Here is a 14,165-nt window from a genome sequence, read left to right on the forward strand (position 1 = left end):
ACCCTCCACAATTCATGGAGTAACCGCGTATGCAAAACCGTACCCGATTGTCGGCCCTAGGCCTGGCGGGCCTTCCAGCCGCGGCCCTCGTGTTCGCCCTGGGATGCTCCGGCCACAAGAGCACCCCGCCTCCCATTCCCCTCAGCTCGAACGCCTTCCTTTCGGCACTGACGGTCCAGGGCGCCAACGGCGACATCGCCCCGGCCTTCGCCCAGGGCACCTTCGCCTACACGCTCAAGACGAACTACGCGGCCAATCCCACACCCGTGACGGTCAAGGCCACCCTGGCCGACGCCACCGCCACCATGACGGTGAACGGCGCGGCCCTGGCCAGCAACACGCCTTCCGCAGCCATCCCCATGGTGGTTGGGTCCAACACCATCACGGTGGCCGTCAAGGCCCAGGACGGCAAGACCACCCAGACCTACACCATCGCCTGCACGATCAACGCCCAGAACACCACGGTGCACGTGCTGGATTCCACCAACGGCGTGCCCCTCAAGGGCACCACACTCACCGTCGCCGATGCGGCGGGCAACGTGCTGCAGACCGGCATCCCCGTGGGCGCCAACGGCACCACCACCCTCGGCCTGGACGGCGTCTCCAAGTACAACCTCAGCGCCCAGGCGCCGGGATCGGCCCAGTCCATGTTCCAGGGCTTCGATTCCACGCGGGAGACCGTCGCCAACTTCTACTGCCACCCCCTCGGCATGATCAACTTCCCCGCCCAGGCCCCGCAGATCACCGCCCTCGCCACCAGCGCGGACGGCGTCACCTGGAACGCCCTGAGCGGCAACAGTCTCAGTGACGTGCTCGCCAACATGGCCGCGCTCCGCGTCACGGCCCAGGGCGGCTGCAACATCGCCGCCACGGCCTGGTCCGGTTTCGGCATGGGCCTGAATGTGGATCAGCCCGCCTGGGCCTGGAACAACAACGGTCCCTACTGGGTGGAAGAAGTGGGCACCCCGGTCACCTCCGGCTCGACGACGCTCTACCAGTCGACCATGGACCTGGCCATCCCGCTCTCCAACTACGCGGCCAACACCAAGCACTACGTGGATCTCGTCGTCTACGACGTGGCCAACAACCGCACCGAGCAGAAGATCTACCTGAACGTCACCGACGGCGCCGCGGACACCACCCAGGCCGACCTCTCCGCCCTCACGCCCTCCAAGGTCACGGTGCAGCTCATCACCCACGGGCTCACCCGCAGCATCTTCGCCACCACGCCCACCGACGCTCCGCCGACCACGTACGAGCCCGACATCTTCTTCTCGCTGCTGAACGGCTCCAACGTGGCCCAGAAGATCACGGGCTACGAGGTCTACCGCTCCACCAGCGGCACCCTCTGGACCAAGGTCGCCACCCAGCTCTTCGAGGCGCCCACCACCGCCTCCAGTCTGGTCTACACCGACAACGACCCCACCCTCCAGCTGGGCACGACCTACTACTACAAGGTGCGCGGCTTCAACGGCAACACCACCAACAACGGCGGCTACAGCCAGTACTCCATGCCCATCGCCAGCACCTTCCTGCCGGCCTTCACGGCCCAGCTCGCCGCCCCGGCCACCGAGACCATCTCCAGCAGCCTTGCGCCCAAGTTCACCTTCTCCATCACCAACCCGGCCCTCTTCGACCCGGCGGTGTCCGACTACTTCTACTTCACCCTGAGCGTGACGGAGAAAACCGGAACCGCCGCCTCCTACGCGATGTACTGCCGCTACAACTTCGCGGCGGGACGCTTTGAAACCCGCCCCACGTCGAGCTCCAGCACCTGGTCCGACGCCAGCAGCATCCTTTCCATCGATGCGACCCACGCCAACATCACCATCCAGGCGCCCATGGGCTACTTCCAGCCGGGCGTGAGCTACCAGTGGACGATCTTCGGAACCTCTACGGCCAACGCCTGCCAGTTCCGGAAGTACACCTATCCGTACAACGATCCCACGAGCACCAGCTACGGCGTGGCCATCGCCATGGGAAGTACGTACGAACACAGCTACGGGGCCGTCAACGGCTACTTCACCCTAACCATCGATCCCAATGCCCAGTAGCGTGAAGGAGAAGATTGTGAGCATCCCGAAAATCCAACACCTGACGGCCTTTGCGACCTCCCTGGCCCTCGCCCTGGTCCTGGGCTGCGCGCCCAAATCGGACGCAACGCAGACGACCTCCAGCAGCGCGACGCCCGTGACAGTCAATCCGGCCTCCCAGTACCAGTTCCTCACGCCGGCCTCCGAGAACGACCTTAAGCAGAACTCGGTCTACGGCTACCTCATCGCCAAGGCCGGCCCCGGCTTCAACCCGGCGACCTTCGAGCACATGGGCCTGTCCATCCAGGGCAAGATCTCGCTCAACGGCTTTGACTACTACCACCTGTACAAAGACTCCAACGTCCTGGAGACCTTGCAGATGCTGCAGGCCAACCCCGGCGTCCTCTTCGCCGAGGCCGACCTGCCGGTCAAGGCGGACAGTGGCATCACCCTGAACAACCTGGATCCCCGGGCCGTCAGCGAGGAATACTCCATCTACCTCACGAAGACCGTGGATGCCTGGAAAACCTACGGGTTCGGCCCCAACACCCCCACCGTCGTCGACATCGACACGGGCATCAACTGGGCCCACGAGGATTTCCAGAAGGGCAGCACGGGCATCGTGCAGCACGCCTATTCCTGGTACGACCTGGCCAACGGCAACAAGCCCATCGTCCCCACCACCACGTACGCCATCGATCCCATCGACTACATCGGCACCGCCACCACCAACACCGATGACGAGGCCCACGGCAGCCACACGGCCGGCACCATCGCCGCCCAGGGCAACAACGGCAAGGGTGTGGCCGGCGTCTGCTGGAACACCAACCTCGTGAGCTACAAGGGCCTGCTCAACGGATCGGGCAGCACCTGGGCCATCTACGGCTCGCTCTACCACCTGCTCCGCTGGAAGACCACCACGGCCTACAACCACACCATCCCCGTGAACATGTCCCTGGGCGGCAGCGGCGCCAGCGCCTTCGCCATCGAGGTGGTCGAGGCCTGCACCAGCAACAACATCGTGATCATCGCCTCCATGGGCAACAGCGGCCAGAACCAGGCCAACTACCCCGCCGCCTACCAGGGCGTCATCGCCGTGGGCGCCACCAACGGCCAGGACAAGAAGGTCCACTTCTCCACCAGCGGCTCCCACATCTCCGTGACCGCCCCGGGCTTCGACATCATCTCCTGCGGCAACCAGGGCCCCGATGACTACGAGTCCATGTCCGGCACCTCCATGTCGGCGCCCTTCGTGACGGGCCTCGTGAGCTACATGCTGACCTGGAACCCCGACCTCACGCCCGCCCAGATCCGCACCTACCTGGAGAAGAACGCCGACTTCATCGAAGGCGCCACGGGCTTCACGGAAACCAACGGCTGGGGCCGCGTCAACACGCTCAAGACCATCGGCGCCGTCGTGGCCGACGTGACCGCCAAGACCGCACCCGCCTCCAACTACCTGAACACGCCCCTGCGGGTGAACGTCCAGAACACCTTCAACGGCACCACGACGCCCCTCACCAACACGCCGGTCTACCTCTACCAGAGTGATCCCGAAGGTCGCATCACCAACTTCGTGGCCAGCTCCGTCACCAGCGGCGACACCGATTCCCTGCTGGCTCCCGCCGGTTCCGTGGACTTCAACCTCCTGCGCCCCGGCACCTACGTCGCCCGCTGCAACGTGTCCGGCATCCAGGCCTACTCGCCCCTGATCACCGTCACCTCGGCCAGCACCAATCCCACCGTGACGGTGCCCTTCAAGGCCTCCGTCTACAACATCCAGACCCTCCCCGATGCGGCCGCCTCCAGCCAGACGACGACGGACGACATCGTCAACGTGTATGACTTCAATTCCGCCAAGCTCCTCACCAGCGTCGATCTCGGCGCCCTGGACACGGCCAAGGTCATGACCGCGCCCAACCAGGTGCTGATGATCAACCTGAAGCCCTACCAGACCTACATCGGCGAATACGCCCTGTGGGTGGGCACCTCCCTCTACGCCACCAACCCTGCCCCCGGCACCTTCGCGTCCCCGGCTGCGGGCGGTTTCGCGGGCAGTGCCTCCCACTCCAGCGCCGCGCCGCAGAACATCACCGTCAACACGCTCTACAACGGCAACCTGACGGCCGCCTCCGACTGGTACAAGGTGACCGTCCCCTGATGAACCGCTAGGTTCAGGCTGCAAGCCTCTGGCCGGCCTCCGCGACCTCGCGGGTGCCGGCCAGATGGTTTTTCGATCCGATCAGCGGCCCGCCCAGCGGCCCAGCACTTCCCAGCACACCTGCTGGGTGCCCCGGATGCCTTCCTCCTGCGGCACGACCTGCCACAGGCGGAAGGGGGGAATGCGGCTGGGGCGCTTGCTCCGCAAGGGCAGCGCGTCGAGGCCTTCACGGCCGGCCAGGGCCAAGACCCTTGGGAGATGCCAGGCGGAACTCAGCAGGCCCACGCGGGTCCAGCGTTTCTGGGCCTTCAGGCGCTGGAAAGCCTGGATCTCATCCCGTGTGATGAAGCAGGGTTCCCCGATCACCTGAATGGCATCTTCGGGCACCCCCAGCTCCATCCAGATCACACGGGATTCCTGCCCGAAATCCCGGAGGCGCCCATCGGCCTCATGGGAAGCACCCCCGGCCACCAGGCGCTTCACTCGCCCCGCATGCCATAGCCGCGCCGCTTCCAGGAGGCGGTCCCCGTATTCCCCCAGGATGGGATGTCCGTGCTCATCCAGGTCCGAGCCCCCACCCAACACGTACAGGGCCTCCAGAGGCGGGGCGTGGTCGGGAAGGGAAGGCAGGCCGCGTTCCAGACGCGCTTTCAGCAAGTGTCCCACCAGCGGGTTGCCCGCCAGGCTGAGCCCGAGGGTGAGCAGCGCCAGGAAGGCGCCCAGGCCGCGGGCCCGCTTTCGAAAGGCCCAGAGCGTGGCCGCCAACAGCCCCAGCCAAAGGAGCCCCAGGGGCATGAGCAGCATTCCGATCAGTTTCGTGAGGGTGAGCATGCCCTCATTCTGGGGTTGTTTGCCGCAGCGCGTCCCACCCTTCGGGCGTCAGCACGTAGGAGCGGCTCAGTTCCCGACTCAGGAGACCCATTTCCTCCAGCTTCGGCAGCGATTCGTCGGCCGGGATGGGAACCGCCTGCCCCCGGCCCACCAGGGCGATGGCGCCATCCTCGCCGATGAAGAAGCCGAGCCGTCCTTCGCCATCGCAGGCCGCCAGGCGCAGGATGCGAAGGTCGTGGGATGTCAGGTGCATGGGGACCTCTGGGGTCCATCTCGTCAGACGTTCAAAGGCCCCGCAAGTTAATTGATGTTAAGGGATGAGTTGATGTCCGGTCGCTTCGGCGAAGCCATTCCGGGCCCCGGGATTCTGCTGGGTTCCCAGCCTTGGCCTGCCCGTGTTTGGATGGTTCATGCGCATGCGTTGGTTCTGGATCCTCCCCCTGGCCGTGGCTGCGACCATCCTGTGGCTGAGCGCCCAGTCGCAGTACCCCGGCGGGATCTCCCTGCCTCCGCCCCTGGACAAGGCCGCCCATGCGATGGTCTTCGGGCTCCTGGCCTGGCTGCTGGATCTGGCCTTCCAGCGCAACCGGCCGGACCTTCCCCTGTACCGCCGGCACCTGATCGTGCTCGCCTTCGTCGCCTTCTACGGGGCCACGGACGAATGGCACCAGAGCTTCGTCCCGGGCCGTTCCTGCGAGTTCGGCGACTGGGTGGCGGACACGACGGGCGGCGCCCTGGCGCTGCTGGTGGGCAACCTCCACCTGCTGTTCACACGACGGCTGGGGGCCCTCTCCTGGCTTCGCGGCATCCCCGGCCGTTTCGATGCGACCAAGGACCTGATCCTCGTGGCCGATCCCCACTGGAGCACGGCGCTCACGGGCCTCGAGGCGGCCACGGCCAGCCACCCCCAGGCCGACTGGCTCTTCCTCGGCGACGTGTTCGACGTGTGGGTGGGCCTCCCGGGCATGGAGACCGAGGCGCAGGGCGCCTTCCTCGACTGGGTGGACCGGCGTCGCGCCGAGGGCCGCTGGGTGGGCCTCTGGCTGGGCAACCGGGAGTACTTCCTCGACGGCCACGCGCGCCATTTCGACCTGCTCGGCGAAGGCATCGGCGGCCACCTCGAGGGCGAGGGCCTGGCCTTCGAGCACGGCGACCTCATCAACGCCGCGGATCGCAACTACCGGCTGTGGAACCTCGTCTCCCGCTCGGGCATGCTCTGGCTCGTCTTCCGCCTGATGCCCGGCCGGATGGCCCGCAGCGTGTCCGCCTGGATGGAGCGGAAGCTGCGCACCACCAACGCCGCCTACAAGCTCCGGTTCCCCCGCGAGGCCTTCCGGCATGCCGCCGAGGCGCATCCCGGCGCCACCTTCCTCACGGGGCACTTCCACACCCACGAGGTGGAGGCCAACGGCATCGCTCTGCCCTGGGCCCACGAGGGGCGTTTCATGGTGTGGCGGAACGGCCGGGTGGAGGCCCTCTAGAGTTCCAGCAGATCCGCCACTTCGCGCCGCAGTTCGGGGATGCCCACGCCCTTGCCCGCGCTGGTCCAGGCGATGTCGTTCGGCTGCAGACCGAGCTCCGCGGCCACGTCCTTGCGCTGCTTGAGGGCCTTGCTGGGCTTCACCTGGTCGGCCTTGGTGGCCACGATCCGCAGGGGCAGGCCCTCCGCGCGCAGCCATTCGATCATCTGATGGTCGAGCTTGGTGGGGCCCACTTCCGCGTCCACCAGGACGAAGACCATGCGCAGCGTGGCGCGGCCCGTGAGGTAGCCCTCGATCATGGCCTGCCAGGTGGCCCGCTCGGCCGCGGGGCCCGTGGCAAAGCCGTAGCCCGGCAGATCGACGATCCAGCGATCCGGCCCCGTGAGGAAGACGTTGATGAGGCGCGTACGGCCCGGCGTCTTCGAGACGCGCGCCAGCTGCTTCTGGTTGGCCAGCGCGTTCAGCAGCGAGGATTTGCCGACGTTGCTGCGGCCCACGAAGGCCACTTCCGCGTGGCACACGCCGAGCTTCCGCGCATCCGCGGCGGAGGTAACGAATCTTGCATCGGTGAGGGGCTGGGCCATGGGAATCCGATCGACAGCTTCCAGCCTACCGCCTTTACACCGTCACGAGGCTCGTCGGCGCCGGCTGGTCGAAGGCGATGCGGCCGTGGTCGAGGCCGATGACGCGCTTCTTCATGCGCTGGATGAGGCTGCGATCGTGGGTGGCGACGATGACCGTGGTGCCCTGGCCGTTGATGCGCTCGAAGAGGGCCATGATCTCCTGGGCGAGGTCGGGATCCAGGTTCCCCGTGGGCTCGTCCGCCAGCAGCACCAGGGGGTCGTTCACCAGGGCCCGGGCGATGGCCACGCGCTGCTGCTCGCCGCCCGAGAGCTGCAGCGGGTAACTGCTCAGCTTGTGCTGGAGGCCCACCATCTTCAGCGCCCGGAAGGTGCGCTGCTTCTGCTCGGCGGCGCTCACGCCCAGCACCTTCAGCACGAAGGCCACGTTCTCGAAAATGGTGCGGCTGCGGATGAGCTTGAAGTCCTGGAAGACGACGCCCAGCTTGCGGCGCAGCAGGGGGATCTCCTTTTCGGACATGGAGGCCAGCCGGTGCCCCGCCATCTGGATATCGCCGCTGCTGGGCGTCTGCTCCCGGAAGAGCAGTTTCAGCAGCGTCGACTTGCCCGCCCCGCTGGGCCCCGTGAGGAACACGAACTCCCCGGCGTCGATGGCGAAGCTCACATCCGCCAGGGCGGTGTGGATGCGGTCGTACTGCTTGCCGACGTGGGTGAGGGTGATCATGAGAAAAAGCTAACCGCGAATGACGCGAATGATCGCGAATAATTGCCATCCTTCATTCGCGCCAATTCGCGCCATTCGCGGTTCCAGTCTTAGAGGCGCTCGACCAGCATGGCCACGCCCTGGCCGCCGCCGACGCAGAGGGCGGCGAGGCCGAGCTTCTTGTTCTCGTCCTGGAGCAGGTGCAGGAGGGTGACGAGGATGCGGGTGCCGCTGGCGCCGATGGGGTGGCCGATGGCGATGGCGCCGCCGCGGTGGTTCACCTTGGCGGGATCGAGGTCGGGCAGTTCCGCCAGCACGCCCAGGCTCTGGGCGGCGAAGGCTTCGTTCAGCTCGAAAAGATCAATGTCGGCCAGCTTCACGCCGGTTTTCTGCAGCAGCTTCTGGATGGCGGGCACGGGGCCGAGGCCCATGGTGGCCGGGTCCACGCCCGCCTGCGCGAAGCCAAGGATGCGCGCGATGGGCCTGTGGGCCTTGGCGGCGGATTCGGAAGCCAGCACCAGGGCCGCGGCGCCATCGTTGATGCCGCTGGCGTTGCCGGCGGTCACGGTGCCGTCCTTCTTGAAGGCGGGCTTGAGCTTGGCCAGGCCCTCGGCGCTGGCGTCGGCCCTGATGTATTCGTCGCGGGCGAAGACCGTGTCGCCCTTCTTGCCCGCCAGGGTCACGGCAAAGACTTCGCGGTCGAAGGCGCCCGCGGCCTGGGCGGCGGCGGCCCTCTGCTGGCTCTGGAGGGAGAAGGCGTCCTGGGCTTCGCGGCTGATGCCGTGCTTGGCGGCGACGTTCTCGGCGGTGATGCCCATGTGGGTGTCGCCGTGGCCGCACCAGAGGCCGTCCTGGATCATGCTGTCGATGAGCTGGGTGTTGCCCATGCGCGCACCCCAGCGGGCGGCGGGCAGCAGGTAGGGGGCGTTGGACATGCTCTCGGTGCCGCCGGCCACCACCAGATCCGCGTCGGCCATCAGGATGCTCTGGGCGCCCAGCGCCACGGCCTTGAGACCCGATCCGCAGACCTGGTTCGGCGTGTGGGCAGGAATGGCATGGGGCAGCCCCGCCTTCAGGGCCGCCAGACGGGCCACGTTCTGGCCGCTGCCGGCCTGGAGCACGTTCCCCATCACAACATCCCCCACGGCCGAGGCCTCCACGCCGGCGCGGCCCAGGGCCTCGGTGATGGCCAGGGCGCCCATTTGCACGGCGTTCAGCGGTTTGAGCGCGCCCCCGAAGGTTCCGACGGCGGTGCGGGTGGCGGACAGGACATAGACGGACATGATGGGCTCCAATGGGACCTTCCAGGGTATCGTGACTAAACGCTTAGGTCTCCGGACCGTGAACACATCACCCAGGCGAGCCCTGGATCTTTCTCCCACGGGAGCTGCCATGACCGTCTCCAGCCGCTGGATCCCCCTCATCCTGGTCGGGAGTTCCCTGCTGGCCCAGGTGCCGCCTCCTCCACCTCCGCCTCCAGCGCCCCCCGCGCCGCCCGCCCCCATGATCGGGGTGGACATGCCGTCGGGATCCCGCACCGAGCAGCGCACCGAAAAGCTGATCTCCGGTTCCAAGCTTTGGGTCAAGAACCGCAACGGCGGCATCCGCGTGACCGGCTGGGACAAGGAAGAGGTCGCCCTCACCGCCCAGATCCGGGACAGCGCCAAGCGCCGTGTGGACCTGGTGCTGCAGCGCAAGGGGCAGGACCTCGACATCGAGGCGGTCTTCCAGCAGCCCTCCTGGACCTTCGGCTTCTACGTCAGCCCCCGCTGCGAAATGACGCTGCAGGTGCCGCGCAGGGTGCTGGGCTACTTCCGCACGACCAACGGCACCGTCGCGGCTGAGAACCTGGATGGCTACGCCCGCTGCGAGGCCACCAACGGCAGCATCCACGTGAGCCGCATCCGCGGCGAGGTCCACGTCGATACCACCAACGGTCCCATCGAGGCCCGCAGCCTGGATGCGCGCATCAAGGGCAGCACGACCAACGGCAGCATCACGGTGGAAGACGTGCTGGGCGGCATCCATCTGGAAACCACCAATGGCCGCATCACGGCCCGCAACCTCGACGGATGGGGCGAAGGCATCCACCTCGAATCCACCAACGGCAGCATCGAAGTCGACCTGGGCAAGGCCACGGGCGACCTGGTGGCCGAGAACAGCAACGGCGCGTTGGAGCTGAAGGTGGCCAACGCCCAGGTGATCGAGCAGACCAAGCACAACGCCCACCTGAAGGTGCCGGGCCGCAGCCAGTCGATCCGCCTCGAAACCACCAACGGCAGCATCCGGGTGCGATGAGCGCCTAACGAAACCCCACGCCGCCGCGCGAGGGGTGCCGGGCGAGCGAGGCGAGACATGCGAGTCGAAGCGTAGCGGACACTACGCGCGACGAGCGTGACGCTGCATCGCGACGCCCGCCACCCTCGCCCGGAGGGATGAAGCCAGGCGGGCGCCCCGCGGCGTCAGAGCCCTTGAACGATGTCCCGCATCGCCCTGCGGGCCCTTCCTTGCGGTGCATCCCGCCTGGCTTCATCGCGGCAACGTCGGGTTTCGTTAGGCGCTCATAGTACTCTGGGATCCATGCATCTGCTGGTTCCCATCCTCCTCGCCACGCTCGGTTTGCAGGCCCAGGCTCCGCATCCTTCGGAGGTGCAGGAGCGGCGGCTGGCCAATGGCGCGCGGCTCCTGCTGGTGGAGCGCCACGGGCTGACCGCCTTCCATGCGACGCTCGTCTTCCAGGGGGGCCGCGCCGAAGAGCCGGCCAGTGCCGCCGGCGCCACGGACCTCCTGGCCCGGGCGCTCTACGGAGCCACCTGGCCCGAGGATCTGGCACCTTCGAACGCACAGGCCCAACTCGAATCCCTCCTCAAGCAGGAGGAAGGGCTGCTGGAATCCCTCCGCCTGGAACGCCTCCGCCGCGACCCCGCCACGTCCCAGATCCCGGCTCTGGAGGCCCGCCTCGACGCGATCCAGACCGAGCTCAGGGCGCACTTTTCGATGTCACCGCTGCAGGACCTCTACGCGGCCAAGGGTGGCACCCAGACCGCCGAGGCCACGGCGGATGCCCTGATGGCCCACACGGAGCTGCCCCAGGCGGCCTTTGACCTGTGGTGCCGCAGCGAGGCCCAGCGCCTGCGCAGCGTTCAGCTCAGCCGCTTCTCCCAGGCGCGGGCCGCGCTCGCGGCGGAGCTGCGGGGCCAGGGCGTCCAGGGCCTCGCCATGCTCCAGGGCGCGGCCCTGCCCGGCCACCCCTACGGCCGGGATCTCACGGACCACCTGCCGGCCCTGGAGGCCCTGCGCCGGTCCGAACTCAGGGCCTATGCCCACCGGACCCTCAGGCCCGATCGGCTCACCATCATCCTCGTCGGGGGCCTCAGCCTGGAAAGCGCGCTGCCCCAGATCGAGCGCAGCCTGGGCGCCCTGCCCCTGCCCCCCGATGCCGAAGAAGCCGTGCTGCCGGAAATCCCCGCCGACCTCGGAGACCGTCGCGTGCAGGCCACCCTCGGGGGCTCCTCGCGCCTACTGACGGGCTGGCGCATCCCCTCCCGGCGGCATCCGGATCACCTGGCCCTGGACATGGCCGTCCAACTGCTGGGCGGCGGCCGTTCCGGCCGCCTCCGCACGCGCCTCATCAACGAGAAGAACCTCGTGCAGAAGGCCGACCTGAGCCTGGACCGGCCCGGGGGGCGCTTCCCGGGCCTGCTGGTGGCCGACCTGAGCCCCGTCGACGGACACAGCCTGGCGGAGGTCGAGGCCGCCCTCCAAAGCGAGATCCTGCGGCTTCAGCAGGAGGCCATCCCCCAGGACGAGTGGCAGCGGGCCCTGGCCCAACTCGAAGCCGAACACGTGCGCGAGCTGGACGAACCCGCCAGCCTGGCCCGCTCCCTTGGGCTCGCCTGGGCTGAAGGCGGCGACTGGCGGCTGATCGATCTGGACAGCCAGCGTCTGCGCACGCTGACCCCCGATGCCGTCCAGATGGCCACCCGCACCTGGCTGAGCCCCAGCCACCGCACGACGGTGCTGCTGGAGCCCGCTCCCAGCGCCTCCCAGGACCCCCTCGAAGCGGCCATGGCCCGGGTGCTCAAGGCCCTGGCCAGCTCCCGCATCGAGGACCCTGCCCAGCGGGAACGCCTCGTGTCCGATGGGCTCCGCCAACTGCGCATGCTGAGCGCCGAAGAGCGCCGCCACACGCTGAAGCTGCTTGAAGCCCAGCTGCCTGCGGAGAAGCGATGAGAATCCCGCTGGCAGCCGTCCTGACCACATCCCTGGCTTCGGTCGTGGTGCTCCAGGCCCAGCCCAGAGTCCAGACCTTCACCCTTCCCAATGGGTTGCGGGTGCTGCACCTGGAAGACCACGAGCATCCCCTCGTCCGCGCGCGGCTCCACCTGAGCCTCCGCCCGGCGGACCTGCCTCCGGGCCGCCAGGGGCTTCCCGAGCTGGCCTTGCGCATGTTCGCCCATTCCGAGGCCGGCGACCTGAAGGCCGAACGCTTCGACCGCCTGCTCGATGATTCGGGCATCCAGATGACGCAGACCGCGGACGGCGAGGGACTCGACTGGCGGATCGTGGCGCGCAGCCGCGATCAGGATCGCGCCCTGGGCCTGCTGGCCGACCGCCTGCAGCGCACCGTATTCGATCCTTCCGATCTTGAAATCCAGCGCCTGGCCTGCTGGCGCCAGGTGGACCGGCCCGCGGATTCCCCCCACGCGCAGCTGGAGCGCCTGCTGAGGCGGGATCCCGCCTCGACGCCCACCCTCACCAGCCTCGGCGCCATCGCCTGGGAGGATCTGCTCACCTTCAGGGCCCTGGTCTTCCGGCCTGATCGTGCCGTGCTCGTGCTTCACGGCGACCTCGGATTGGAACAGGCCAAGCGGCTCGTGCTGCTGAGCCTGGGCACCTGGACGCCCCAGGAGCCACCGAAGCGCACCGAACCCGCGGCCCCTGCGACACCCTCCTCAGCCATCACGGCCCCTCCCGCAAGTCCTTCGCGCATCAGTGTCATCGGCACAGGCCTGCGGGTGCAGGCCCTGGCCCCCCGCCCAGACGGCCTCTCGCCCGAGGCGGCCTGGCTGCTCGCCCGGCTGGTTCCGGGGGATGGCCTCCTGTTCCCGGTGCGGATCAGCGCGGAACCCGGCGGCCTCCTGGCCACCTTGGACGCGGACACCAGCGCCACGTCGACCCATGCCTGGGCCCTGCTCCACCTGCGGCTGGAGGCGTTGCGCCGGCGCGGCTTCACCCAGGGCGACCTCGATCGCGCGCGGAGCGCCTGGGCGGAGACCCGCCATCTGGATTCCCTGCACCCCGAGGCTCAGATGGACGCGGCCCTGGCCGAAGCCACGGGCCGTGGCGTGAGCGCCGAGCGCATGGCGGCCTTGAACCTGGAGGCCCTGAATGCCGCGCTGCGGAGCTGGCTGGATCCAGCTCAGCTCCGCAGCGGCGTCTCGGGGGATCCCGAGTTGATGAAGACGCTGGTCAGGCCTTGATGGAGATCAGACCTTGATGCCGAAGCGGCCCGCCAGGTCGAGGTAGCGCGCGCGGACGCCTTCGACGATCTCCGCAGGCAGATGCGGCGCCGGCGCCTGCTTGTTCCAGCTGTCCAGGGTCTCCAGGTAATCGCGCAGGAACTGCTTGTCGAGGCTCGGGGGGTTCTTCCCCGGCGCCCAGCTGTCGGCCAGCCAGTAGCGGCTGCTGTCCGGCGTCAGGGCCTCGTCGATGAGAATCAACTCACCGGCGTCGCTGAGGCCGAATTCGAATTTCGTATCGGCCAGCAGGATGCCGCGCTGGGCCGCCAGTTCGGCGCCCCGCTTGTAGAGGGCCAGGCTCAGGTCGCGCAGGCGGGCGGCCAGATCCGCGCCCACGATCTCGGCCATGCGCTCGAAGGAGATGTTCTCGTCATGCCCCTCGTCTTCCTTCGTGGCGGGCGTGAAGATCGGCTCGGGCAGCCGGTCCGCGAGCTGCAGACCCGCGGGAAGGGGCACACCGCAGACCGAGCGGCTCGTCTGGTACTCCTTCCAGCCGCTGCCGGCGAGGTAGCCGCGCACGACGCATTCCACGGGGAGGGGCCGCGTCTTCTCCACGATGACCGCGCGCTCTCCCAGGGCCTCGCGCTGGGGTTCCAGGGCCGCGGGCCAGCTGAGGTTGCCGCGGAAGTGGTTGGGAACCAGGTCCTCGGTGGCGGCGAACCAGTAGGCCGCCACGGCCGTGAGGATCCGTCCCTTGTCGGGAATGCCTTCGGGCATCACGCAATCGAAGGCGCTGATGCGGTCCGTGGCCACGATGAGCAGCTGGTTGCCCAGGTCATACACATCCCGCACCTTGCCCCGGCGGAAGACCGGGAAGGAGAGATCAGTGCTGAGAAGGACGCCCATGGGTCGC

General features: G+C 68.0%; 12 protein-coding genes. 6 read left to right on the forward strand and 6 right to left on the reverse strand.

Features of this window, described 5'->3' with window-relative positions:
* The first annotated feature begins 29 nt into the window (after nt 1–29).
* On the forward strand, nt 30–2,054 hold the full coding sequence (locus QSJ34_RS07085; RefSeq protein ID WP_285573142.1) for a cadherin-like beta sandwich domain-containing protein: 2,025 nt from the start codon (nt 30–32) through the stop codon (nt 2,052–2,054).
* A gap of 16 nt (nt 2,055–2,070) precedes the next feature.
* The gene (locus QSJ34_RS07090; protein WP_285573143.1) at nt 2,071–4,194 is read left to right on the forward strand and encodes a S8 family peptidase; all 2,124 of its coding nucleotides are present in this window, start codon (nt 2,071–2,073) and stop codon (nt 4,192–4,194) included.
* Between the two features lie 81 nt (nt 4,195–4,275).
* Here the strand turns inward: QSJ34_RS07090 and QSJ34_RS07095 are convergent, their stop codons facing one another.
* Complete coding sequence (locus tag QSJ34_RS07095) at nt 4,276–5,025, reverse strand: YdcF family protein (protein WP_285573146.1); 750 nt, start codon at nt 5,023–5,025, stop codon at nt 4,276–4,278.
* 4 nt (nt 5,026–5,029) lie between these two features.
* Entirely contained in the window at nt 5,030–5,278 is a 249-nt protein-coding gene (locus QSJ34_RS07100; protein ID WP_285573148.1) for a hypothetical protein, read from the reverse strand.
* Nucleotides 5,279–5,435: 157 nt separating this feature from the next.
* On the opposite strand from QSJ34_RS07100, the gene QSJ34_RS07105 reads away from it, so the two are divergent.
* A complete protein-coding gene (locus QSJ34_RS07105; protein ID WP_285573151.1) occupies nt 5,436–6,506 on the forward strand; it encodes a VanZ family protein in 1,071 nt (356 codons plus the stop codon).
* On the opposite strand, the gene yihA is transcribed toward QSJ34_RS07105, so the two are convergent.
* From yihA to QSJ34_RS07120, 3 genes are all read right to left on the reverse strand, one after another.
* Nucleotides 6,503–7,090 (reverse strand): ribosome biogenesis GTP-binding protein YihA/YsxC, encoded by a 588-nt coding sequence (yihA, locus tag QSJ34_RS07110; RefSeq protein ID WP_285573154.1) that lies wholly within the window; start codon nt 7,088–7,090, stop codon nt 6,503–6,505. The genes QSJ34_RS07105 and yihA overlap by 4 nt on opposite strands.
* Before the next feature lie 34 nt (nt 7,091–7,124).
* Nucleotides 7,125–7,811, reverse strand: a complete 687-nt coding sequence (ftsE, locus tag QSJ34_RS07115; RefSeq protein WP_285573156.1) for a cell division ATP-binding protein FtsE — start codon at nt 7,809–7,811, stop codon at nt 7,125–7,127.
* An 89-nt stretch (nt 7,812–7,900) separates the two neighbouring features.
* Nucleotides 7,901–9,076, reverse strand: a complete 1,176-nt coding sequence (locus QSJ34_RS07120; RefSeq protein WP_420798833.1) for an acetyl-CoA C-acetyltransferase — start codon at nt 9,074–9,076, stop codon at nt 7,901–7,903.
* Between the two features lie 106 nt (nt 9,077–9,182).
* On the opposite strand from QSJ34_RS07120, the gene QSJ34_RS07125 reads away from it, so the two are divergent.
* The 3 genes from QSJ34_RS07125 (at nt 9,183) to QSJ34_RS07135 (ending at nt 13,273) form a co-directional block, all read left to right on the forward strand.
* Nucleotides 9,183–10,088: a DUF4097 family beta strand repeat-containing protein gene (locus QSJ34_RS07125; protein WP_285573160.1), complete on the forward strand. Its 906-nt coding sequence runs from the start codon at nt 9,183–9,185 to the stop codon at nt 10,086–10,088.
* 282 nt (nt 10,089–10,370) lie between these two features.
* Entirely contained in the window at nt 10,371–12,023 is a 1,653-nt protein-coding gene (locus QSJ34_RS07130; RefSeq protein ID WP_285573163.1) for a M16 family metallopeptidase, read from the forward strand.
* Entirely contained in the window at nt 12,020–13,273 is a 1,254-nt protein-coding gene (locus tag QSJ34_RS07135; RefSeq protein WP_285573167.1) for a M16 family metallopeptidase, read from the forward strand. The genes QSJ34_RS07130 and QSJ34_RS07135 overlap by 4 nt, the downstream gene beginning before the upstream one ends.
* 6 nt (nt 13,274–13,279) lie before the next feature.
* Here QSJ34_RS07135 and QSJ34_RS07140 read toward each other — a convergent pair whose 3' ends face one another.
* On the reverse strand, nt 13,280–14,158 hold the full coding sequence (locus QSJ34_RS07140) for a phosphoribosylaminoimidazolesuccinocarboxamide synthase (protein ID WP_285573170.1): 879 nt from the start codon (nt 14,156–14,158) through the stop codon (nt 13,280–13,282).
* Nucleotides 14,159–14,165: the final 7 nt, after the last annotated feature.

Source organism: Geothrix limicola (assembly GCF_030268085.1).
GTDB lineage: Bacteria > Acidobacteriota > Holophagae > Holophagales > Holophagaceae > Geothrix > Geothrix limicola.